Source organism: Acinetobacter sp. WU_MDCI_Abxd143, from assembly GCF_025514195.1.
GTDB classification, from domain to species: domain Bacteria; phylum Pseudomonadota; class Gammaproteobacteria; order Pseudomonadales; family Moraxellaceae; genus Acinetobacter; species Acinetobacter pittii_H.
The window spans coordinates 638,211-661,194 of record NZ_JAHPTH010000001.1; the positions used below are offsets into that span (position 1 = coordinate 638,211).

Consider the following 22,984-nt stretch of genomic DNA (forward strand, 5'->3'; position numbering starts at 1 on the left):
ATGAGACCAAAGGCCGCATGGCACATGAAATTATTAATTTAATTAAGCCACTTGCTCATCCCGCTTAAACACCAACTCTTTTGCTGACGAATTCTCAGCATCAAAGTAGTAACCTTCGGTATTAAACGCTTTGATGTCTTCAGCTTTATTTAATTGGTTTTCAATAATAAAACGAGCCATTAAACCGCGTGCTTTTTTCGCATAGAAACTAATGACTTTATATTTGCCATTTTTCTGGTCAAGGAAAACAGGCTTTACAATTTCAGCTTTAATTTTCTTTTCATTCACAGACTTGTAATATTCATCTGAAGCTAGATTTACCAACAACTCAGATTTAATTGCTGCTAAGTCTTCATTAATCTGGTTAGTGATGATATCACCCCAGAATTCATACAAATTGTGACCGCGAGTATTTTTTAATTTAGTACCCATCTCTAAACGATAAGGCATCATTAAATCTAAAGGACGCAATAAACCATATAGACCAGAGAGCATACGCAAATGCTGCTGTGCAAAATTAATATCTTTGTCTTTTAAATGATAAGCATCTAAACCGGTGTAAACATCACCTTTAAATGCATAGATTGCTTGGCGAGCATTTGAGAAATTAAATTCGGGATTCCAATCTTTAAATCGATCTGCATTTAGTGTGGCAATTTTTTCACTGACACTCATTAAACTCGCAATTTCCGAAGCAGAAAGTTTGCGACAAACATCAATTAATTGTGCTGAGTTTTCTAACAAGCGAGGCTGAGTAAACTCATCTGTAGGTAACGCTGTTTCATAATCTAAAGTTTTTGCAGGAGAAATTAAAGCAAGCATACATAACCTGGAAAAATTATTCTTAATACCAACTATAACAGTAGATATTTTTTAATGCTAACTCGTGTTTTCAATGACGACTATCGGTAAAATAGCACTACGTATTGTTATTTAGCGGTTCTTATATGTCTGAGCAAACTTTCATCCAGGGTCCAGTAGGTAAAATTGAACTTTTCGTTGACCGCCCTGAAGGTGAAATCAAAGGCTTTGCGGTTGTTTGCCATCCGCACCCATTGCAAGGTGGAACTCCTCAACATAAAGTCCCTGCTCTTTTAACCCAAATCTTTAATGAATATGGTTGTATTGTTTACCGTCCTAGTTTCCGTGGTTTAGGTGGCAGTGAAGGTGTTCATGATGAAGGCCATGGCGAAACCGAAGATATTTTAGCTGTGATTGAACACGTTCGTAAGCTTCATGAAGGCCTACCATTTTATGCAGGCGGTTTTAGCTTTGGCTCACATGTTTTAGCAAAATGCTTTGCACAACTTGAACCTGAATTACGACCTGTACAGTTAATTTTATGTGGTTTACCAACAGCTACTGTAGTAGGTTTACGCCACTATAAAACTCCCGAAATTCAAGGTGATATTCTACTCATTCATGGTGAGCAAGATGACATTACCTTACTTTCAGATGCAATTGAGTGGGCAAAACCACAAAAGCATCCAATTACGATTTTGCCGGGCGCTAACCACTTCTTTACAGGCTATTTAAAGCAGCTTCGCCAAATCATTACACGTTTTATTATCATGAAATAAACGGTAACTTGATGGGCATAACTTGAGAGTATGCCCATCATTTTATAAGCCGTGTCATTATTGAAAATTATTCCAACTTAACCCAAAACGTGCCAAATATTTTTTCACTCGGTCACTATCGTTCGTTGTATTACGCTGTTGACGAGATACTGAAAAGAGTTGTCTTCCCGCCTCTGCCATGGATTTTGAATTTTCGCAGATTTTGAGCACACCTCGTAATTGAATCTGATCAAATTCATCTATTTGTTCTAGCTGCTCAGGACTTAAATAGTTCAACAAAATATCTGTATTTTTATCATTGTAAGATTCATCCTGAATAAGCCAAAGCTGCTTTAGACGTTGAATTTCTTTTTCTACAGCTTCACGGCGAATTAACTCACCTTGCGATAAAGTTGCCAAACGAGTTACGCTCGCTGCTAAATCTCTAAAATTTCCTTGCCATGATGCATCTACTGATTTAGCAAACTTTAAATATGTTTCTAAAGCATCACGTTGAAAACGTAATTGTCTTTGATGAATTGCAGCAAAACGCTGTAGCTCAAAATCAATATTGGGTGCAATATCTTCTACACGGTCTTTTAAATTTGGTAAGAAGAACGTCCACGTATTCAAACGAGCCCATAAATCTTCACGAAAACGACCAGCTTGAACCTCATTGCGTAAATCACGGTTAGTACCTGCGATTAGCTGAAAATCGGCCTGAATTTCCTTATCACTTCCAACAGGAAAAAAACTTTTGTCTTCTAGCGCTTTTAGCAGCATAGCTTGTTCATCAAGTCCTAATTCACCAATTTCATCTAAAAATAAAATGCCTTGGTCAGCACTTTTTAATAAACCAGCACGGGAAGCTGCTGCTCCTGTAAATGCACCTTTTATATGACCAAATAAAGTTGACATGGCACTATCACCACGCAAGGTTGCACAGTTAACATCAATAAAACGACCGCTTAATTGAAATTTATCTTTCTTTAACTGAAAAATTTGTTTTGCTAAATGAGACTTACCAACCCCTGTTGCCCCCATAATCAAAATAGGTGCACTAGAGCGGGTTGCAACTAATTCAACTTCCTCAATAAGCTGATTAAACGCTTTATTATGAGTAGAAATATTTGCTTTAAGTTGTTGCCAATTTTGTTTTTGTTCATCATCGAAGCGCTGTTTTAAAACATCGTATCGAGACAAATCCAGATCAATAATTCTATATTCACCTTCTGAGGTCTTTTGCTGATTAGGTGAACTTTGGATAAGTTGAGCTGGTAAATAATGTGCATCTACCAATAAATACCAACAAATTTGAGCAACATGCGTTCCGGTTGTGATATGCAGTAAATAGTTATTTTTTTCAACATCAAACGGATAGGTTTTTACAAAATCATAAAGTGCACCATAAACTTCAGCAAAATCCCAAGGGTCTCTAATACTCACCTTATGTCCAGAAACCTCAGTTTGGGGAGAGATCTCTTTAGCATCTGCTGCTATAGATTTAACTAAATTATGATGTTGTCGATCATGTAAAAGTACCAATTCATCTACAAGCAAATCTTCATGCATTAACAGGCTAATTGTAGGACGCCAACGCTGCCAGCGATCTGGCTTTCTCCCCTGATCAAGTGTAGAACCGACAAAGCCAATAACGACTGTTTTCTTTGCATCCGTCATAATTTCTATAAAATTTTATAAGTGTCTATAATATACAATACGCATTTGACCAAAAAATTCCAAGAATATGCTTCATTTTACTTTTTTAGGCACATCTTCAGGTGTACCCACCCTGACACGTAATGTTTCAGGATTAGCAGTTCGCAACAGCAAAAATAAGGACTGGATTTTAATTGATGTCGGCGAAGGGACACAGCACCGTATTCAACAAGCTAAACTTTCACTACAAAACCTAGTTGCCATTTGTATTACACATGTTCACGGCGACCATTGTTATGGTCTAGTTGGTTTATTAGCAAGTGCAGGCATGAATGCCCGTAGCAAACCCTTAATCGTGATTGCACCGAAAGAAATTCAGGAATGGTTTGAAATCACTGCCCAGCTTACAGACTTACATTTGCCCTATTCCCTTCAATTTATTGATGTAAATGAAGCAATGCAGCCACAACAGATCACCGATGAATTCATTGCTCAAGCACATACCTTAAGTCATCGTGTTCCAAGTTTCGCCTTTAGCATTTATATCAAATCGATTCAAAAGAAGTTAGATATCCAAGCTCTAACTCAGCTTGGCGTACCTCAAGGCGATATGTGGGGCCATTTGAAACGAGGCTACAATATTGAATTTGAGGGGCAAACTTTAAAAGCTCAAGACTTTATTAAAATTCAAAATCAACAAGTTCATGCAATTATAGGTGGTGATAATGACCAACCAGAACTATTAGCTGACGCTTGCAAAGATGCCCAACTCCTTATTCATGAGTCCACATACTTACAAACGGTTTTAGATAAAGTCGGCAAAGGTCCAATGCATAGCTCAGCAAAAATGGTGGCTGAATTTGCAGAACAGCAATCTTTAAGCAATTTAATTCTGACGCATTTTAGCCCCCGACATCAGGATAAAGCTGGGCAGCAAGCTATTACTGAAGAAGTTCGCCAGTTTTATAAAGGACATTTTTATTTAGCCAATGATTTTGACGAATTTACTTTAAATGAAGCTGGACAGCTTTTAAAAGTCGATAAAATCGTAAAATCTATTAATTAAATATATCCAAAAAGATATTTAAATATATTTTTAGATATATTTTTAATATTAAAAACCGCCAATAAAATTCACACTATATAAAATAAAATTATTTTTATTTATTATTTTCAATAATTTACAATTAAATTAAATGCTTTTTAAAAAAGTTGGCATACTCAGTGCAGTAGTACAAAGCACACAACATCATTGGGATCTTGTGAATAACACCTGCCTGCAAACGCTTGGCAGGCAGGCTTTGAAAGGAAAAGAAAATGTCTGTCATTGAAGAAATTAACCAACAAGCTCAGTTTGAACAAAAGCAGCAACAACGTTCTTATGAAGTTCTGCAAAATGAAAAAAGTATGCCAGTCAAAATGTGGACTAAAGGCGTGCTTGTTGATGACAACTCAAAACAACAATTATTGCAAACTGCTCAAATGCCTTTTATTTATAAATGGATGGCTGTAATGCCAGATGTACACTTCGGTTTAGGAGCAACTATTGGTAGCGTGATTCCAACTAAAGGGGCAATTATTCCTGCTGCTGTGGGTGTAGATATTGGTTGTGGAATGATGGCAACCCGTACAAACTTAACTGCTTCAGATTTACCAGATAACTTACATGCTCTACGTACTGAACTTGAACGTTTAATCCCACATGGAATGACTAAGCGCGGACGTGATCGTGGGTCATGGGAAACTCCACCAGAAATGGTAGATCAAGCTTGGACCGATCTGGTTGCAGATTTTGAATATATTTGCGCAAAACACCCACGTTTAAAAAACACCAACAACCGCAAACATTTGGGAACTTTAGGTACTGGAAACCACTTTGTAGAAATCTGTTTAGATGAGCATGATCATGTTTGGATTATGTTGCACTCAGGTTCTCGTGGTGTAGGAAATGCTATCGGAAATCATTTTATTGAACTTGCCCGTAAAGATATGCAGAAGCACTTCATTAATTTGCCAAATAAAGATTTAGCATACTTAGTTGAAGGCACTGAACACTTTGATGATTACTGGTTTGCGGTAGGTTGGGCTCAACGCTTTGCGATGAAGAACAGAGAAATCATGATGCAATCTGCGATTAAAGCCTTGGCTACGATTGTACCAAAGCCTTTTCAGGCACGTTTGGAAGCGGTGAACTGTCACCATAACTATGTGGAAAAGGAAGAACACTACGGTGAAGAAGTAATGGTCACCCGTAAAGGTGCAGTCCGTGCGCGTCTAGGAGAATATGGAATTATTCCAGGTTCAATGGGTGCGAAGTCGTTTATTGTCCGTGGGCTTGGAAATCAGGAATCTTTCTGTTCATGTTCGCATGGTGCGGGTCGTGTTATGAGTCGTACTGAAGCAAAACGACGTTTTACTGTTGAAGATCAAATTGCCCAAACTGCAGGTGTGGAATGCCGTAAAGATGCAGCAGTTATTGATGAAATTCCATCGGCATATAAACCAATTGAAGATGTAATGAAAGCCCAAAGCGATTTGGTTGAAGTGGTTTATACATTAAGACAAGTGGTGTGTGTTAAAGGGTGATCTAATGAACCAAATTGAAACTGGAGTTGTGCAATTTGAATGGGCAATAAAACTCTATTTATATGAAAATGCATTTGTACCAGCTATTACTTTAGCTGGTGCTGCGGAAGGTATTTTTGGTGAAATTAAAAGTGGTTATGTATTTCATCAAGTCAGTAAAAATATTGCTATTAAAAATAATCTACAAGTGAAACAGGTTTCTCAAGAAATTAATAAAGTCAGAAATTGGTTAAAGCATGGAAGTTGCCATCAATCATTTGCTGAGCTAAGTGAGCAAGAACTTAAAGAAGCTGCAATCAGCCGAATCATCATTGCTGCAACAGCTTTAATTCATTTGAAACCTGACTACATGAGTAATTTATTTATTAGTTTTATGCAACATATTCAAACTCATCATTCAGATTTTTTACCTGATGATAATTTTGACTGGAATGAAATAGAGATATAAACATGAAACTCGCAGAAGCACTTTTACTTCGAAGCGATCAACAAAAAAAGCTCGCTTCGTTAAAACAACGAATCAATGCGAATGTATTGGTACAAGACGGTGATGAACCTAGTGAAGATCCAAATGAACTCATCAAACAAGTATTTGCTTTAACTCAGGAAAGCAATCAATTGATTTATCGTATTCATTTGACCAATGCACAAGCAAAACTGGAAGATGGCAAAGTATTATTGTCTCTATTAAGCTTGCGCGATAGTTATGCTGAACAGCATAAGATTTTAATCAATGCGATTGCCAATACACATCGAGAACCTGATCGTTATAGCTCACGTGAAATTAAGTGGAAGAAAGTCATTCCTGTTTCTAGCTTACAAAAGCAGGCGGATGATATCAGTGCGAAACTCCGTGACTTAAACGTTAAAATTCAGGCTGCTAATTGGCAAATTGATCTAATCGATTAAACAATAGATTTTGTGAAATCATTTTCACAATCAAAGTTTGGACATACTGGGCGAGTACAAGATCCTGCGTTACTCCGATCTGAGGGATTGAAAATAATTCAGGCGGCTATGGCAGCATGTGAGCCGTGCATCGATATTCACTTATCAGGCTCAGCACTATACACCTAGTAAACCTTTGTCAAAAGCAAAGTCACACGTTACTTCGCATTACCATGTACTGACAGTATGTTCATTAAATTAGAAAATAAGGAAAATATAAGTGAAGACAGTTTTGGCAAATATGCCAAAAGCCATTCAAATTGATGGCTCACAAGGTGAAGGTGGTGGACAGATTTTAAGAACTGCCCTTGCCCTCTCAATGATTACAGGCCAGCCGTTTGAATTAATTAATATACGTGCTGGGCGTAAAAAACCAGGTTTAATGCGTCAACATTTGGTTTGTGTACAAGCATCTCAACAAATTAGCCAAGCTTATGTAGAGGGTGCTGAATTACATAGCCAACGTTTATATTTCGCACCTCAGCATGTTCAAAGTGGTAAATATCAATTTCAAATCGGTTCAGCGGGTAGTACAACACTGGTTTTACAAACGCTTCTACCTGTTTTGTTATTACAAAATGAAGCTACCGAACTCACCATTTCAGGGGGTACACATAACCCACTTGCACCAACAGCAGATTTTATTGAACACTGCTTTTTACCTGCTCTAACAAAGATTGGAATTAACGTCGAGTTTAGATTAAATAAAGCTGGCTTTTTTCCAATTGGTGCGGGTGAAATTCAAGTTACCATTCAGCCATGGCAACATCGAAACAGCTTAAAGTTATTAGATCGTGGTGCTTTGCAATGCAATGAAGCTTTTGCAGCAGTATTAAATCTTTCAGAAGAAGCACAGATAGCACAACGTGAATTAACCACATTAAGTAAAAAACTAAACTTAAGCTCTCAGCAGCAATTTCATTTAAATGGAATTAGCCAAGGCAATACAATGTATGTGAAAGTTACTCATCAATATCACACTCAACTGTTTACAGCTTTAGGTGAGATGCGCAAAAGTGCAGAGCAAATAGCTGAACATTTAGCAAAAGATGTAAATCTATATTTATCTTCGCAGGCTGTTGTAGATGAGTATTTGGCAGATCAATTGCTTCTGCCTTTAGCTTTAGGTCAAGGTGGTGAATTCACCGCACAATGTATTAGCGAACATACTCGTACTCAAGCAGCCATGATTGAAAAATTTATTGATTGTGAAATCGAATTTATCGAGTTAAATCCAAATCATTTTCATGTAAAAGTTAAAGTTTAAGAAGCTCACAATTGAGCTTCTTATTTGTAAAAACTACTCTACAGATGCTAAAGCTGTTACCAACAGCTTCCAGCATTTCTCTACAGTATCAACTTTGACTCGTTCACCCGGTGCATGCGCACCCTGAATATCTGGACCAAACGAAACCATCTGTAAATCTGGATAATGCTCGGCAATAATCCCACACTCCAAGCCTGCATGAATCACTTTAAGATTTGGCTCAATGTTAAATGCCTTTTGATAGGCCTGCTGTAGGCACTTTAGAGCAGCCGAATCTGGATTTGGTGTCCAACCCGACACTAACGGCGTAAGTGTAGAGCCGATATTAAACTGGCTAAAATGTGCCTGAATTTTTTCGGCAAAATCTTGAGCTTCTTGGTTCACCATTGAACGGACCATTAAGACAGCTTTTCCGCCTTCTCTATTTAGTCTCACCACTCCAATATTATTTGAAGTCTCAACTACATCTGATAGAACCTGACTCATACTTGCAACGCCATAAGGACTTGTTGCTAAAGCTTGCAACCATTCATTTTGCTGTTGTTGAGTAATCACTTCGGTCACTTCAGCACCAGTGGATTGAATACTTAATTGCAAGTTGTCATCAATACCCTGTAGCTGTTCTTTCCATGCCGTTTGATATTCAGCAAGTAACTTTTCTAGGTTTGATAACTGATTAGGCGAAATTGCAATGGTTGCCACTGCTTCTCGCGGTAAAGCATTACGGGCCGTACCACCTGTAAACTCAACAAGATGCCCACCCAGTGAGGCTAAATGTTGATTTAAAAAGCGAGCCAAAATAACGTTGGCATTGCCACGTCCTAAATGAATATCTACGCCAGAGTGACCACCTTTAAGACCAGCTACCTGAATATTTACAACCGTCAAATTTTCAGGAATTGGTTCATAATTAAGCGGCTGCTCTACCTCAACATCAATACTACCAGCACACCCTAAATACAACTCACCCCACTCTTCCGTATCAATATTAAATAGCCATTTTCCTTTTAGCACACCTGTCTCTAAAAGTCGCGCACCACTCATCCCTGCCTCTTCATCAACGGTTAAAAGAACCTCTATTGGGCCATGAGCAATATCATTTGAATCTAAAACAGCTAATGCCAAAGCCACCCCAATGCCATTATCAGCACCTAAAGTAGTGTCTTTGGCAATTAGCCAGCCATCCTCAAGAACTGGACGAATCGGGTCTTTAAAGAAGTCATGTACCGTACCAGTATTGGCTTGTGTAACCATATCTAAATGGCCCTGAAGAATAACTCCAGACACATGTTCTTTACCCGGAGTCGCATTTTTACGGATAATCAAATTTCCTACTTCATCTACATAAGTTTCTAAATTCCGACTTTCGGCCCAGTTTTGTAAAAACTCACGAAGCTGCTGTTCATGCTTTGACGGACGAGGAATAGTACAAAGTGTTTGAAAATGCTGCCAAACCACTTGAGGAGATAACGCTGCAATATCAACTTGTGTCATGAAAACCACACTCTAATTATGTAAATATCTTAATAATTTCAATATACACAATGCATTAAAGATAGGTTGGGATTTCGGGAAAGATTTTGTATTTTTATATTTAATCTAAAGAAATTGTACGACTTTTCTAAAAAGCCGTACTTCACAAATAAGTCTTAACAATAATATGTTTAGCTTTTCCACTCAAATGCTGAAAAGCTATGATCGGCTTTCAAGCTATTTTCAACAGCCTGTGCAAGCTGACGAATAATACTTTGTGTTTCGATTTTCTCAAACCAGTCTTGTTCTTCATCAGGATTGGCAGAGATTTCACACATTAAATGCCCATCATGGTCGGTTTGCTGGCAAGTAATAGACAATGGTAAAAGGTGATTATCAATACTTACTTCCACTTTTTCATGTTCATGCACAATATGCTGTGCATCAAAACCATAATTCCCCAGTTGTTTAAACAGTAAAGCCGCTACATATTCTTGAGTGATATGGCATTCATTTGGTGGATGATCAAGCACCCCATGTTGTGGGCAACTGGCAATAAATTGTAATTTTTTCATCCTTTGTCCTAACACTTTTATCATTATCTGCACTTAGCATAAGCAATAAACAAACAGCAGCCAAGCCTTTAGCTCGCTGCTGCCGTTGCTATTGTGTTAGCAATTATAAAATGTGTTAGGTAAAAAGTTATTGGCTAACTTCAATTGTTAAGCCTGCACGATTCGCCAATTCAGTAAAAGTCGGGAAACTTGTGGCAACAGTTTCAGTACCGTGAATTGTAATCGGACCAGAAGTACGAAGACCTGCCATACTAAAACTCATAGCAATACGGTGGTCATGGTGTGATTCAATTTCACCACCAGCAAAGATTGGTGACCAATCACCAGATTTGCCTTTACCTTCGATAATGATGCCATCTTCAGTAGGTGTGCAATCAATGCCCATGATTTTTAAACCATCTGCCATAACTTGAATGCGATCAGACTCTTTCACACGAAGTTCTGCCGCACCAGTTAATACTGTTTGGCCTTCGGCACAAGCTGCTGCGATAAATAAAGCTGGGAATTCATCAATTGCTAAAGGCACTTGGTCTTCTGGCATGTGAATGCCTTTAAGCGTGCGTGAACCTTTAATATGAATATCAGCAATAGGCTCTCCACCGGCAATACGTTCATTTTCAACAGTCAGGTCAGCACCCATCTGTTTTAAAATTTCAATTACGCCAGTACGTGTTGGATTAATACCTACAGCTTCCAGAACAACATCGGAACCTTCAGTAATTGCAGCACCCACCATAAAGAAAGCAGCAGATGAAATATCAGACGGTACTTGAATATTAGTACCCACTAACTTACCGCCGCCCACAAGGGAAATTTTATTGCCTTCGGTTTTAACATCATAGCCAAATGCACGAAGCATGCGCTCTGTGTGGTCACGAGTTGGTTCTGGCTCAGTGACTGAAGTTTCACCTTCAGCCCACAAACCAGCAAGTAAAATACCCGACTTCACTTGAGCAGATGCCATAGGTAAATCGTATTGAATACCTTTTAATTGCTGGCTACCCGTAATACTTACAGGTGGTGTACCTTTCTCACCTGTTGTCTGGATTTGCGCACCCATTAAACGCAATGGCTTAGCAATACGCTCCATTGGACGTTTAGAAAGTGACGCATCACCCGTCATCACTGAATCAAACTTTTGTGCTGATAACATGCCTGAAAGCAAACGCATGCTTGTACCAGAGTTACCCATATATAAGGCACTCGCTGGTGCTTTTAAGCCGCGCATGCCTACACCATGGATGGTTACTTCGCCATTTTTAGGGCCTTCAATGCTTACACCCATATCACGGAAAGCTTGTAAAGTTGCTAAAGCATCTTCACCTTCAAGGAAGCCTGTTACATGCGTAGTGCCTTCTGCAATAGCACCAAACATAATGGAGCGATGTGACACAGATTTGTCACCCGGTACGGTAAATTTACCTTTAAAAGCCTTATTTCCCGGTAAGATACTGAATTGCTGTGTCACCTTATTTTTCTCCATTAAAGGTTTTTTGGCTAACATATGATTGAAATGCTGACGTGCTGCCTGAGCATGGCCGAGTAAACCCATTAATGCATGAGAATCTTCGTTTTCAATCAATTTTCTAAGTACGGTAAGTTGTTTCTCGAAGCCATCTACAGCATTTAATATGGCTGTTTTATTGGCAAAGAAAATGTCATGCCACATTTGAGGATCACTAGCAGCAATACGCGAAAAGTCACGAAAGCCACCTGCTGCATAGCGGAAAATATCAAGATTATCTTCACGGTTTGCAAGTTGCTCGACCAAATTAAATGCCATTAAGTGCGGTAAATGACTCGTATGTGCCAATACCTCATCGTGCTTGGCAACATCCATACAAATAACTTCAGCTTTAGCAGCCGACCATAGTTGAATCAGTTTATCAACAGCCCATTCTGCACTTGTTGGCAATGGCGTTAAAATCACTTTATGATTTGCAAATAGATCAACCTTACCTGCATGAACACCTGTGTGCTCACTACCCGCGATAGGATGTCCCGGCACAAAACCTGCTGGTAAGTCTTCACCAAATACAGCTTTTGCTGCATCGACGACATTACCTTTTGTACTTCCTACATCAGTTACAATCGTAGTTTCTGTCAAATAAGGTTTAATTAGTTCAAGCACTTTTTGTGTCGCACGTACTGGCAAGGCTAAAACAACTAAATCTGCCCCTTTCACAGCCTCTACAGGATTAGAAAATCCTTCTTGTATTAAGCCAAGTGATTTTGCATCTTCTAAAGTTTTTTGTGAGCGTGTAGATGCCACAATAGTTGTCGCCAACTTTTCGGCAACAATAACCCGTGCCAAACTCGACCCGATGAGTCCTAAACCAATAAATGCAACTTTTTTAAATAGGGGTTGTGACATAACTTCAACTTTGCTTTTGCTCAAAGTGATTTAAACCTTTGAGCAATTTGTTTTTAAGCATAATGACATGACCATCTTGATGCATGTCATTATTCCAACATGAGTAATTAGAGAACGGCAGCAGGATAAGAACCTAAAATACGAAGCTCTTTTACCATTGGGCGAATATCATTGATTGCCGCAGCAACATTCTCTTGATCGATATGACCTTCTAAATCGATAAAGAATACATAGGCCCATTTTTCAGGTAATGCTGGACGAGTCTCAATACTCGTTAAGCTAATATTATGTTTTGCAAACGGCGCTAAAATTTCTAATAAAGCACCAGCACGATCATGCGCTGAAATTAATAATGAAGTTTTGTCATTACCACTTTGTGGAATCTTTTCACGGCCAATGACTAAGAAACGAGTGGTATTTTCCGGATTATCTTCAATATTACTATGCAAGATTTCAAGGTTATACATGCCTGCTGCGATATCAGATGCGATCGCTGCTGAATGCCATTCGTTGCGAATACGACGTGCAGCTTCTGCATTTGAGTTTAAAGCAACACGTTCAACACCCGGATAATGCGCGTCTAACCACTGGCGGCATTGAGCCAAAGTTTGTTGGTGTGCATAAATCTGTTTAATACTGTCTTTACGTGTATTTTCAGAGACGAGGAATTGATGATGAATACGTAATTCAACTTCACCAATCACATTTAAATTCGATGTTTTAAAACAATCTAAAGTATGGTTCACAATACCTTCAGATGAGTTTTCAACTGGCACTACGCCGTAATGTGCACTACCTGCTTCTACTTCACGGAACACTTCATCAATTGTTGGTAATGGACGAACAACTGCATCTTTACCAAAGTGTTTAAGTACAGCAGATTGAGTAAAAGTCCCTTCTGGCCCTAGAAATGCAATGCTTTGCGGAGCCTCTAAAGCGAGACAAGCAGACATAATTTCACGGAACAAACGCGCCATGGTTACATCAGACAAAGGACCTTGATTGCGTTCCATAACTTTACGTAAGACTTGTGCTTCACGTTCAGGACGATAAAACAAAGGATTCTCTTCGGAAGCAAATTTAGCTTTTGCAACAGCTTCAGCAAGGCTTGCGCGGCGATTTAATAATTCTTGAATCTGTTGATCTACACTATCAATATCTTCGCGAATTTGTTCCAAACTAAGAGAAGTCGTTTTGTTTTGATCATCGTTGATCATTAGAATGCAGCCTCAGTAAAATCATCTTTTGAACGAGAGTATAACAATAGTCTGCTTTGATTTGTTAGGCAATATAGCTGTAAAAGCTTTTTTCATTAACCTTTTTGCGCACATTTCTTTGATCACTTTATTTGATAATGATTTTCATTTATCATTTGCATAATAAATTTTATTATTCCCCATTATGCATAAATCATTTTTCTTTTTATCTTCAAGTTTTTTATTAAGTACTTTAATAAGCTGTTCTGCCCTCGCCCAAACGCCTATACAAAATCAACCAAAAATCGTTTTTCAAAATAATCAGGCACAATTTCAAATTAAATCTAAACATACAGGCCATGATTATCTTATTCAAATTTATAAACCACCTGTCGCCCCGCCCCAACATGGCTATCCTGTACTTTATATATTAGACGGAAATGCTACGTTTCCGAGTGCTGTTAATATTGCTCAGTCGATTGGCGCTGGTTCTACCAAATTAGGACTAGACCCGCTCATGATTGTAGCGGTTGGTTACCCTCAGCAAAAAACCTTTGATGTACAAAAGCGTGCTTATGATTACACTCCAAAACCTTCTGCCCAATTTCAAGCACAAGGTAAATATAAATATGGGGGTGCTGATCAGTTTATTGCTTTTTTAAATAGCGAACTCAAGCCTACAATTGCAAAACAATTTCCGATTAATAGCCAACAGCAAAGTCTTTATGGACATTCTTTTGGAGGTTTGTTTGTGCTTTATCATTTTTTTCAAAAGCCAGATGCATTTCAGCGTTACTTTGCTGCAAGCCCTTCTCTCTGGTTTGACCAAGGCATATTATTTCAGAAGTTAAATCATTGGCAAAGTCAAAAACCAAATCATTCCCCTTTACTCATGACCACAGTCGGTACACATGAGCAAGGCGGCCCTCGCACTCAACTTAATCATAAATTTAATGAAACGAATTTCTTTAAAGCTTTAGAAAAAAAGCGTTCAGATCAATTTAGTTATTGGCATTTTTATAACCCAGCTGAACAACACATTACAAATTTATATGCGAGTTTACCTAAAGCCCTTATGTTTGCTTCCTGTCAAAATTTAGAAAGCTGTAAATCTTTATTTGATGACCCTTCTCCAAAAATAGCTAAATAATAAAAAAGCCTACTCAAAGGTAGGCTTTTTTGAAGCTATTATTAAGCTTTGCCAATTAATCCACGTGCTACGATTTCTTTCATAATTTCATTTGTACCACCGTAAATACGTTGAATACGTGCATCTACAAAGAAACGTGAAATTGGATATTCAGTCATATAACCATAGCCACCAAAAAGTTGCAGCAAGTTGTCTGCGACTTTCATTTGCATGTCAGTGCTGAAACTTTTAAGCGCTGCTGCTGTTTCAACATCAAGTTTACCTTCTTGATATAGAGCAACGTTTCTCTCGTAAAAAGCAGCTGTAGCAAGCTCATCAATTTTTGCTTGTGCTAGAACAAAACGAGTATTTTGGAACTGTGAAATAGGCTGACCAAATGCATGACGTTCTTTTACATAAGCAGTTGCCAAATCAATTGCACCACGAATAGCGCCAATTGCGGTAGATGCAATAGCGGTACGTTCACGTGGTAACTCTTGCATTAAGTAAGCAAAACCCTGCCCAGCTTGACCGAGTAACTGGTTTTTAGGAACCTTAACATTGTCAAAAAATAGCTCAGATGTGTCTTGAGAATGCAGACCGATTTTGTCGAGGTTGGTACCTTTTTTAAAACCTTCTAGATGAGTATCTGCCAATAATAATGACACACCTTTTGCACGCGCTTGAGGATCAGTTTTTACTGCAAGCACCACAAGATCAGCATGTTGTCCATTTGAAATAAATGTTTTTGAACCATTTAGCAAATAATGGTCATCTTGCAAAATGGCACTGGTACGCATTGATTGTAAATCCGAACCCGCTCCAGGTTCAGTCATACCAATTGCACCAACCACTTCACCTGTTACCATTTTCGGCAACCAATATTGTTTTTGCTCTTCTGTCCCGATGTGCAAAATATACGGTGCAGCAATTTCAGAGTGGCAAGAAATCGCTGTTGATAATGCACAGAATCCAGCACGTGCCGATTCTTCAACCAACATTAATGAATAATAGGTTGGCACGCCATAACCACCGTATTCTTCTGGAACATCCACACATAAAAAGCCATTTTCGCCCAGTTGATTCCAGACAGCACGTGGCATGATTCCTTCGCGTTCCCATTGATCGTATTGCGGTGCAATATGCTCATTCATAAAACGTTTAAAATTATCACGGAATAATTCTAAATCTGCATCGTATGCCAACATAATATTTTCCTTCGGCTTTATTGTTTTATCTAATCTGATTGTTGTGCATGCTAATCATTTTTTAAGCTACTGTCATGACATAGCTGCTCATTAAAACTGTACTTTTCAGTCAGCCAATAAAAAAGGAAGCCAAAGCTTCCTCTTTTATATAGGTTTATTTGAATTAATCTAAACCTTCAGCGACTTGAGGAGTTTTTTGCTCCATCATTTTTCTGTCGACTTCATCTGGATTATTTAAGGCATCATTTAGCTTATCTTTATCTAAAGCACCGACCCATTTTGCAACAACAATCGTTGCTAATGAGTTACCAACAAGGTTAGTTAATGCGCGGGCTTCTGACATGAAACGGTCAATACCTAAAATCAATGCCAGACCTGCCACTGGAATATGTCCTACAGCAGATAAAGTTGCAGCCATAACAATAAAGCCAGAGCCTGTTACACCCGCAGCACCCTTAGATGAAATTAAGAGTACCAACAACAAAGTAATCTGATGTTGAATATCAAGCTGTGTATTTGTTGCCTGAGCAATAAAGATTGCAGCCATAGTCAAATAAATTGACGTACCATCAAGGTTAAATGAATAACCTGTTGGGATAACCAAACCAACTACAGATTTTTCACAACCTGCAATTTCAAGTTTACGTAACATGCGAGGCAAAACAGATTCAGAAGAAGATGTACCAAGTACAATTAATAACTCTTCACGAATCAGGCGAATCATCTTAAGAATACTGAATCCACTAATACGGCTGATTGTACCCAAAATTAAGAAGATAAAGAGTAGACATGTAATATAGAAGCAGATAATGAGCTGCCCTAACTGTACAAGTGAACCAACGCCATATTTACCGATAGTGAATGCCATCGCACCGAATGCACCAATCGGAGCCAATTTCATGACCATATTCACAATGTTAAAGAACACATGTGCAACTTGATCAATAAACTTTAAAACTGGACGTCCTGCATCACCTAACTTATGTAAAGCAAAACCAAAGAGAATTGCAAAAAGAAGGACTTGTAAGATTTCACCATTTGCAAATGCACCAACCACCGTATCAGGGATGATGTGCATTAAGAAATCAATGGTAGATTGTGACTCACCAGAACTGACGTATTTTTGAATGCCCGAAGTATCGAGAGTGGTAGGGTCAACATTCATCCCTACACCCGGTTTAGCAATGTTAATTACAACAAGGCCAATTAGAAGTGCAATTGTTGAAACGATTTCAAAGTATAACAATGCAACGCCGCCAGTTTTTCCGACTGACTTCATGCTTTCCATGCCAGCAATACCGCTTACCACGGTACAGAAAATAACTGGAGCGATGATCATCTTGATCAAACGAATAAAGGCATCACCTAATGGCTTGAGTTTCTCACCTAAACCTGGGATATGTTGTTCGACACCATTGACAATTTGCGTTGAGCTTGGGGAAAAATGCCCTACCAAGATACCCGCAATAATCGCAATAATCACCTGAAAATAAAGTGATTTATAAATCGGTTTTTTAGCCATAACTTTACTTCAATCTATATTTCCAAGTCCGTTGGAAATACCAAAATGAAACGTCTATTCTTTACGAATACACAGCCCTAACCTTTCACATTAACACCGCAAAAGGGAAATGGTTTTTTGTGAACAAAAAACCTTCCTACTACCTCAATGAAAACAAAATCAATGTTTTCTAAAACAGGAGAATACCTGAAGTTTCTAACCACTTTGAGTAGCTAGAAATAACCTCTTACTTTTTCAATAAAAAGCTGAAGATATAGGAGAATCACATAAAATTATGATATGAGTGCTCAAAAAAGCACGGGAAAGTGTACTCGAATTAAATAACGATTCGGTTAAATTTTTAGCTGATACGCATAAAAAACACTCAGGCAATCCTAAGACTTTAGTATAAGAAACACTTTTGATATTTTTTCAGCAGTTTTTTATGTCATATTGATTAAATACTTGTGGACATTTCATTTTGAGCTGCCTACATCCCATCATTTTTATTGTTTTGAACTACGATGAATACTAAACGTAATATCTATAAAGATGCTGAACATCCCTTTGCTCAATATGTCCGTATTTTAGGTAAGGGGAAAACCGGATCTCGCTCTTTAAGCTATGAAGAAGCTTATCAAGCATTTACCATGATTTTAAAAGGTGAAGTGTTAGATGTGCAGCTAGGTGCATTTTTAATGCTGCTTCGGGTTAAAGAAGAATCGATTGAAGAGCTCGCAGGTTTCGTTCAAGCAACCAAAGACCAGCTTCATTTTGAGCCTTTAGAAGTCGATTTAGATTGGTCATCTTATGCAGGTAAGCGAAAACACTATCCATGGTTTTTGTTAGCCGCTCTTACGCTTGCCCAGCATGGCCATAAAATTGTTATGCATGGTGCGTCAGGCCATACGCTTAACCGTGTTTATACAGAGCAAGTTTTAGAATATCTTGGTTATCAAATTTGCCATTCTGAACAAGAAGTTCGTACACAATTAGCAGAGCAAAATTTTGCTTACTTACCGTTAGACGTGATTTCACCAGTTTTAAGCGAATTGATATCTCTAAGAAATGTCATGGGATTGCGTTCACCTATTCATACTTTGGCTCGTTTAATTAATCCTTTTAATGCCAAGGCTACCTTACAAGCAATATTCCACCCTGCTTACAGAACTTCCCACCAACATAGCGCATTACGCTTAGGCTATCAAAATAGTGCCGTTATTAAAGGCGAAGGTGGTGAATTTGAACGAAACCCAGATGCCAAAACACTCATTTGTGGTATTAAAAATGGTGAGCTCTATGAACATGAGTTGCCAAAGCTCACACCTGAGCGAAGCCCAATTGAAGAAGAATTAGATTTAGCAACATTTAAAGCAGTATGGCTTGGTCAACAGCACCATGAATATGGAGAAATAGCAGTAACAGAAACCATCGGAATTGCGCTATATACCATGGGCGTTGTTGCTAGTTTTGAAGAAGCGATGCAAAAAGCAAAAGTGTTGTGGAAAACACGTAATTTTAGTCAATAAAACTAATATAAGATCATACAGCCTTGTATAGCATGTTTTTCTTATGTTGCTGCATATAGGCAATACTTACTTTTCAAAGATGAAAAGTAACAAAAATCTTTCGTTGAGCAAACAGTACGTTCTTGTACTGTTGCTCAACAGGCGACATCCATGTCGCCCACGCGATAGCAAATGCTGACTAAGATTTATTCTAAAATTAGTTTTAAACAAACCGAATCGGTTTAAACTCTGGCTCATGCTTGTGATGATCATCATCACACTCTTCACCTTCTTCTTTGGTACCACGGTCAATATACCCACTACGCTGATCTTCTGGTAAGTTCTTTAACTCCCAAGCGATTACAGCTTGCATACAAGTTTCACGCTGCTCTTTAGTTAAAACAACGCCATTTGGCCATTTACCAATTTCTACTGCTGTTTTTAAACGCTCTACAATTTCAGGGTTTAAAACAGATAGCATTTGTTCAATATTCATGATTCATCTCTTTGGAAAGATTCAAAATCTTGGTTCCAACCAAGTTTGGTACGGCAGGCCATATAGAAATCATAACCTGGTGGATGCAATAAACTTAGTTTAAATGGGTGTTTACGGATGTGTAAACTGTCTCCAACATTGAGCGAGACACTATGTTGTCCATCTGCACTCACCATTGGTAATACACGATTTTCGCGAATAACGATTTTAATTTCGCTTTGACCACCCACTACGATGGGACGTGATGACAATGTATGGGGATGCATTGGAACTAATGCAATAGCATCCATACTTGGATGTAAAATTGGACCACCACCTGACAACGCATAAGCCGTTGATCCGGTTGGAGTCGAAACAATTAAACCATCACTATGTTGGCGATAAACATATTGACCATCAATATTAAGCTCGAAGTCAATCATGTGTACCGATTTGCCTGAATGCAAAACGACATCGTTTAAGGCAATCGCGTCATAAATGACTTCACCATTTGTTCGTACTTCCATTTCAAGCAAGAAGCGACGATCAAGCTGAAAATGTCCTTGAAGTACTTGGTCAAGTTTGAAAATGGCTTCTGAAGGTTTGATATCAGTTAAAAAACCTAAACGCCCGCGGTTGATACCAATAACAGGCGTATTGTAGCGTACTAAAGCTCTAGCAGCATGGAGTAAAGAACCATCACCTCCAACGACTATGACTAAATCAGCAACTTCACCCAATAAATGACGACTCACTACCTGTGCATGGTCATAAGGCACTAATTCAGCAGTTTCCTGATCAAAAATGGGGTTTAAGCCTAGGTTCAACAAATGATCATGAATTAAACATAGTGTTTCTACTACTGATGATTTATCTGGTCGACCGATTAACCCGACGTTTCTGAAGGACTTATGTGAAATTTGCACGAATGAGTAAGCTCCGCTGCGATACTTGGCTATAATAACATTAACCTGATTAATTTAAAAAAACATAACAAGAAGATGCTGTAAAATTCAATCTAAGTTTTCCAATTATTCACAGTTTTATCATTGCAAATTGATGACAAGCTATCGCATCATTACAGGCATTGTTAGGGTTTTATCTCATTTTTATGAAGTTTGAACGTGGTATCGGTTTCTTTGCACTAATCTTTTCCATTTTGGTCATTGGTGCTTTTATTGCTCTTAGTATCTATCTGATTCGTTTAGATAATATTATCCGTGAAAAATTTGAAGGACAACGGTGGGATATTCCCGCCAAAGTGTTCGCACGACCTTTGGAAATTTATAACAACGCACCTATTACCCAAGCAAATTTCACTCAAGAATTAAAACTCTTGGGTTACAAAACTTCAAGTAATTATGACAAGTCTGGAACCTATGTTGCTCAGGGTAGCAATATGTATATCCACACGCGTGGTTTTGATTACGGCGACAGTGTTGAACCCGAACAAGTCCTAGAGTTAAGTTTTGCAAATGACCAAGTTGCTGAAGTTAGAAGTACAAAACCTTCTTCAACGGGTGTTGCGCGACTAGAGCCACTTCTGATTGGAGGGATTTACCCTCAACATAATGAAGACCGTGTTCTCATTAAACTGAATAATGTCCCTAAACCTCTTATTGAAGCTTTAATTTCAACAGAAGACCGTAATTTCTATCATCATCACGGGGTTTCAATTCGTGGTACTGCTCGTGCATTGGTGAGTAATATTACAGGCGGAAAGCGTCAAGGTGGTTCAACCCTAACTCAACAATTAGTTAAAAACTTCTACCTTACACCTGAACGCACCTTAAAACGTAAAGTTAATGAAGCATTAATGGCTTTACTCATTGAGCTGCATTACAGCAAAGATGAAATTTTAGAAGCTTACTTAAATGAAGTAAATCTAGGCCAAAATGGTAGCTACTCAATTAATGGCTATGGTTTGGCTTCACAATTTTATTTTGGTTTACCGTTACGTGAACTCAATGTTTCACAACAAGCTTATTTAGTCGGTTTAGTGCAAGGCCCTTCTTTGTATAACCCTTGGAAAAATCCTGAAGGTGCGAAAAAACGCCGCGATACCGTGTTAAATAATATGCGTGTAATGGGCTATTTAACTCAAGCAGAATATGAAGATGAAATTGCACGTCCTTTAAATGTGTTAAGTAAGCCAAGTTTGGGCCCTGCAAAATTCCCTGACTTTTTAGATATTGTGCGTCGTCAATTACGCACAGAATATCAAGAGAGTGACTTAACTAATCAGGGCTTACGTATTTTTACGACTTTAGACCCAATTACTCAAACCCAAGTTCAAAATGCGTTTAAAGCTTCAGTAGACCGCTTAGCAAATAGCAACCCAGCCCGTTTGAAAAACTTACAGGGTGCGGTACTCATTGCACATCCAGAAAACGGCGAGCTCGTTGCTGCTGTTGGTTCTACACAAGACTTTACTGGTTTTAACCGTGCTTTAGATGCAAAACGCCAAGTCGGTTCTTTATTAAAACCTGTAATTTATTTAAGTGCTATTGAATCTGGGCGTTACAACTGGGCAACCCAAATTGAAGATGCACCGATTAGTGTCCCTGTAGATGGTGGCAAAAGTTGGACACCTAAAAACTACAGTGGTGGCGGACATGGTGTAGTCAGCTTGAGCGAAGCTTTAGCAAATTCATATAACCTATCTGCTGTGCGCTTGGGTCAAGAGTTTGGTTTATCAACATTTACCAACAACTTAAGAAAGTTTGGTGTTGAGTCAACCATTCCTGCCTACCCTTCTATTTTCCTTGGGGCAGTCAATATGTCACCAATGGAGGTTCTGGGAATTTATGAGAACTTTGCTACAGGTGGCTTTAAATATCCAACTCGTGCCATTCGATCTGTCGTAGATGCAAATGGTCGCCTGCTTGACCGTTATGGCCTGAATGTTCAACAAACTATTGATCCATCTGTTGGCTATATTATGAATTATGGTCTACAACAGGTTATGTCTTCGGGTACTGGTCGCGCAGCTTATAATAGCTTGTCTCCTGCTTTAAAATTGGCAGGTAAATCAGGTACGACTAACGATACACGTGACTCATGGTTTGCGGGCTACTCAGGCAACCACGTTGCTGTAGTTTGGTTAGGTTTAGATGACAACAAAGTGACTGGATTAACAGGTTCATCTGGTGCATTGCCAGTATGGATTAATGTGATGAAACAATTACGTCAAACGCCTGTAAATCTACGTCAACCAGACACTGTACAGTGGCAGTGGATTGACCGTGCAACGGGTGATTTATCTGCTCAGGCATGTGATGGTGCTATGTATATTCCGATGCTAACGCATACGGTTCCGCACCGTGCTACGCCATGTGGAGCACCTTATTATCAAGTTGATCCAACATATACGCCACAAAGTGATAACACAATTCCTGATTCTCAGGATGATAATACCGACAGTTATATTCGTGAAAGTGAAAACCAGATGGAACAAGATCTATCAAACAACTCACGGGTAATTTCAAGTGGTAGTTATAACAACTAAGCGTTAACAGGAAATTAG

19 protein-coding genes are annotated in these 22,984 nt (G+C 38.6%); 9 read left to right on the forward strand and 10 right to left on the reverse strand.

Annotated elements, in window-relative coordinates; all coding sequences use genetic code 11:
• Positions 1-42: 42 nt before the first annotated feature.
• Positions 43-822, reverse strand: a complete 780-nt coding sequence (gene yaaA / locus KTI79_RS03005) for a peroxide stress protein YaaA (protein WP_086376135.1) — start codon at positions 820-822, stop codon at positions 43-45.
• Between the two features lie 125 nt (positions 823-947).
• Here yaaA and KTI79_RS03010 point away from each other — a divergent pair, with 125 nt between their 5' ends.
• Positions 948-1,580: an alpha/beta hydrolase gene (locus tag KTI79_RS03010; RefSeq protein WP_032053414.1), complete on the forward strand. Its 633-nt coding sequence runs from the start codon at positions 948-950 to the stop codon at positions 1,578-1,580.
• Positions 1,581-1,637: 57 nt separating this feature from the next.
• Here KTI79_RS03010 and rtcR read toward each other — a convergent pair whose 3' ends face one another.
• Positions 1,638-3,239: an RNA repair transcriptional activator RtcR gene (gene rtcR, locus KTI79_RS03015; RefSeq protein ID WP_032053413.1), complete on the reverse strand. Its 1,602-nt coding sequence runs from the start codon at positions 3,237-3,239 to the stop codon at positions 1,638-1,640.
• Positions 3,240-3,306: 67 nt separating this feature from the next.
• Between rtcR and KTI79_RS03020 the strand changes: the two genes are divergently transcribed.
• The 5 genes from KTI79_RS03020 to rtcA all read left to right on the forward strand — a co-directional run bounded on the left by KTI79_RS03020 (position 3,307) and on the right by rtcA (position 8,019).
• Positions 3,307-4,284: a ribonuclease Z gene (locus KTI79_RS03020; protein WP_032053412.1), complete on the forward strand. Its 978-nt coding sequence runs from the start codon at positions 3,307-3,309 to the stop codon at positions 4,282-4,284.
• A gap of 251 nt (positions 4,285-4,535) precedes the next feature.
• The gene (locus KTI79_RS03025) at positions 4,536-5,804 is read left to right on the forward strand and encodes an RtcB family protein (RefSeq protein WP_032053410.1); all 1,269 of its coding nucleotides are present in this window, start codon (positions 4,536-4,538) and stop codon (positions 5,802-5,804) included.
• A 4-nt stretch (positions 5,805-5,808) separates the two neighbouring features.
• Complete coding sequence (locus tag KTI79_RS03030; RefSeq protein ID WP_032053409.1) at positions 5,809-6,252, forward strand: hypothetical protein; 444 nt, start codon at positions 5,809-5,811, stop codon at positions 6,250-6,252.
• A gap of 2 nt (positions 6,253-6,254) precedes the next feature.
• Positions 6,255-6,713: a DIP1984 family protein gene (locus KTI79_RS03035; protein ID WP_032053408.1), complete on the forward strand. Its 459-nt coding sequence runs from the start codon at positions 6,255-6,257 to the stop codon at positions 6,711-6,713.
• Positions 6,714-6,972: 259 nt separating this feature from the next.
• Positions 6,973-8,019 carry an RNA 3'-terminal phosphate cyclase gene (rtcA, locus tag KTI79_RS03040; protein WP_032053406.1) on the forward strand — a complete coding sequence of 349 codons (1,047 nt, stop codon included), beginning with the start codon at positions 6,973-6,975 and terminating at the stop codon, positions 8,017-8,019.
• A gap of 33 nt (positions 8,020-8,052) precedes the next feature.
• Here rtcA and KTI79_RS03045 read toward each other — a convergent pair whose 3' ends face one another.
• From KTI79_RS03045 to pheA, 4 genes are all read right to left on the reverse strand, one after another.
• Entirely contained in the window at positions 8,053-9,513 is a 1,461-nt protein-coding gene (locus KTI79_RS03045) for an aminoacyl-histidine dipeptidase (RefSeq protein WP_032053405.1), read from the reverse strand.
• 170 nt (positions 9,514-9,683) lie between these two features.
• Positions 9,684-10,067 (reverse strand): hypothetical protein, encoded by a 384-nt coding sequence (locus KTI79_RS03050; protein ID WP_000735997.1) that lies wholly within the window; start codon positions 10,065-10,067, stop codon positions 9,684-9,686.
• Between the two features lie 127 nt (positions 10,068-10,194).
• A complete protein-coding gene (locus KTI79_RS03055) occupies positions 10,195-12,441 on the reverse strand; it encodes a bifunctional prephenate dehydrogenase/3-phosphoshikimate 1-carboxyvinyltransferase (RefSeq protein WP_032053404.1) in 2,247 nt (748 codons plus the stop codon).
• Positions 12,442-12,548: 107 nt separating this feature from the next.
• Entirely contained in the window at positions 12,549-13,658 is a 1,110-nt protein-coding gene (gene pheA, locus KTI79_RS03060; protein WP_002049199.1) for a prephenate dehydratase, read from the reverse strand.
• Between the two features lie 184 nt (positions 13,659-13,842).
• On the opposite strand from pheA, the gene KTI79_RS03065 reads away from it, so the two are divergent.
• On the forward strand, positions 13,843-14,787 hold the full coding sequence (locus KTI79_RS03065) for an alpha/beta hydrolase (RefSeq protein ID WP_032053403.1): 945 nt from the start codon (positions 13,843-13,845) through the stop codon (positions 14,785-14,787).
• Between the two features lie 41 nt (positions 14,788-14,828).
• Here the strand turns inward: KTI79_RS03065 and KTI79_RS03070 are convergent, their stop codons facing one another.
• Both KTI79_RS03070 and KTI79_RS03075 read right to left on the reverse strand, forming a co-directional pair.
• The gene (locus KTI79_RS03070) at positions 14,829-15,974 is read right to left on the reverse strand and encodes an acyl-CoA dehydrogenase family protein (protein ID WP_005073480.1); all 1,146 of its coding nucleotides are present in this window, start codon (positions 15,972-15,974) and stop codon (positions 14,829-14,831) included.
• A gap of 163 nt (positions 15,975-16,137) precedes the next feature.
• Entirely contained in the window at positions 16,138-17,496 is a 1,359-nt protein-coding gene (locus KTI79_RS03075) for a dicarboxylate/amino acid:cation symporter (protein WP_002118145.1), read from the reverse strand.
• Positions 17,497-17,999: 503 nt separating this feature from the next.
• On the opposite strand from KTI79_RS03075, the gene KTI79_RS03080 reads away from it, so the two are divergent.
• Complete coding sequence (locus KTI79_RS03080; RefSeq protein WP_086376136.1) at positions 18,000-19,004, forward strand: glycosyl transferase family protein; 1,005 nt, start codon at positions 18,000-18,002, stop codon at positions 19,002-19,004.
• 202 nt (positions 19,005-19,206) lie between these two features.
• Here the strand turns inward: KTI79_RS03080 and KTI79_RS03085 are convergent, their stop codons facing one another.
• Both KTI79_RS03085 and KTI79_RS03090 read right to left on the reverse strand, forming a co-directional pair.
• Positions 19,207-19,479: a YeaC family protein gene (locus tag KTI79_RS03085; protein WP_002118245.1), complete on the reverse strand. Its 273-nt coding sequence runs from the start codon at positions 19,477-19,479 to the stop codon at positions 19,207-19,209.
• Positions 19,476-20,384: an NAD(+) kinase gene (locus tag KTI79_RS03090; protein WP_016145893.1), complete on the reverse strand. Its 909-nt coding sequence runs from the start codon at positions 20,382-20,384 to the stop codon at positions 19,476-19,478. Before KTI79_RS03090 ends, KTI79_RS03085 begins: the two co-directional genes overlap by 4 nt.
• A 185-nt stretch (positions 20,385-20,569) precedes the next feature.
• On the opposite strand from KTI79_RS03090, the gene mrcB reads away from it, so the two are divergent.
• On the forward strand, positions 20,570-22,966 hold the full coding sequence (gene mrcB / locus KTI79_RS03095; RefSeq protein WP_032053399.1) for a penicillin-binding protein 1B: 2,397 nt from the start codon (positions 20,570-20,572) through the stop codon (positions 22,964-22,966).
• The last annotated feature ends 18 nt before the right edge of the window (positions 22,967-22,984 follow it).

Coding starts and splice junctions, on each gene's coding strand:
- yaaA (WP_086376135.1), bottom strand. CDS start 822: ATGCTTGCTTTAATTTCTCCTGCAAAAACTTTAGATTATGAAACAGCG.
- KTI79_RS03010 (WP_032053414.1), top strand. CDS start 948: ATGTCTGAGCAAACTTTCATCCAGGGTCCAGTAGGTAAAATTGAACTT.
- rtcR (WP_032053413.1), bottom strand. CDS start 3,239: ATGACGGATGCAAAGAAAACAGTCGTTATTGGCTTTGTCGGTTCTACA.
- KTI79_RS03020 (WP_032053412.1), top strand. CDS start 3,307: ATGCTTCATTTTACTTTTTTAGGCACATCTTCAGGTGTACCCACCCTG.
- KTI79_RS03025 (WP_032053410.1), top strand. CDS start 4,536: ATGTCTGTCATTGAAGAAATTAACCAACAAGCTCAGTTTGAACAAAAG.
- KTI79_RS03030 (WP_032053409.1), top strand. CDS start 5,809: ATGAACCAAATTGAAACTGGAGTTGTGCAATTTGAATGGGCAATAAAA.
- KTI79_RS03035 (WP_032053408.1), top strand. CDS start 6,255: ATGAAACTCGCAGAAGCACTTTTACTTCGAAGCGATCAACAAAAAAAG.
- KTI79_RS03045 (WP_032053405.1), bottom strand. CDS start 9,513: ATGACACAAGTTGATATTGCAGCGTTATCTCCTCAAGTGGTTTGGCAG.
- KTI79_RS03050 (WP_000735997.1), bottom strand. CDS start 10,067: ATGAAAAAATTACAATTTATTGCCAGTTGCCCACAACATGGGGTGCTT.
- KTI79_RS03055 (WP_032053404.1), bottom strand. CDS start 12,441: ATGTCACAACCCCTATTTAAAAAAGTTGCATTTATTGGTTTAGGACTC.
- pheA (WP_002049199.1), bottom strand. CDS start 13,658: ATGATCAACGATGATCAAAACAAAACGACTTCTCTTAGTTTGGAACAA.
- KTI79_RS03065 (WP_032053403.1), top strand. CDS start 13,843: ATGCATAAATCATTTTTCTTTTTATCTTCAAGTTTTTTATTAAGTACT.
- KTI79_RS03070 (WP_005073480.1), bottom strand. CDS start 15,974: ATGTTGGCATACGATGCAGATTTAGAATTATTCCGTGATAATTTTAAA.
- KTI79_RS03075 (WP_002118145.1), bottom strand. CDS start 17,496: ATGGCTAAAAAACCGATTTATAAATCACTTTATTTTCAGGTGATTATT.
- KTI79_RS03080 (WP_086376136.1), top strand. CDS start 18,000: ATGAATACTAAACGTAATATCTATAAAGATGCTGAACATCCCTTTGCT.
- KTI79_RS03085 (WP_002118245.1), bottom strand. CDS start 19,479: ATGAATATTGAACAAATGCTATCTGTTTTAAACCCTGAAATTGTAGAG.
- mrcB (WP_032053399.1), top strand. CDS start 20,570: ATGAAGTTTGAACGTGGTATCGGTTTCTTTGCACTAATCTTTTCCATT.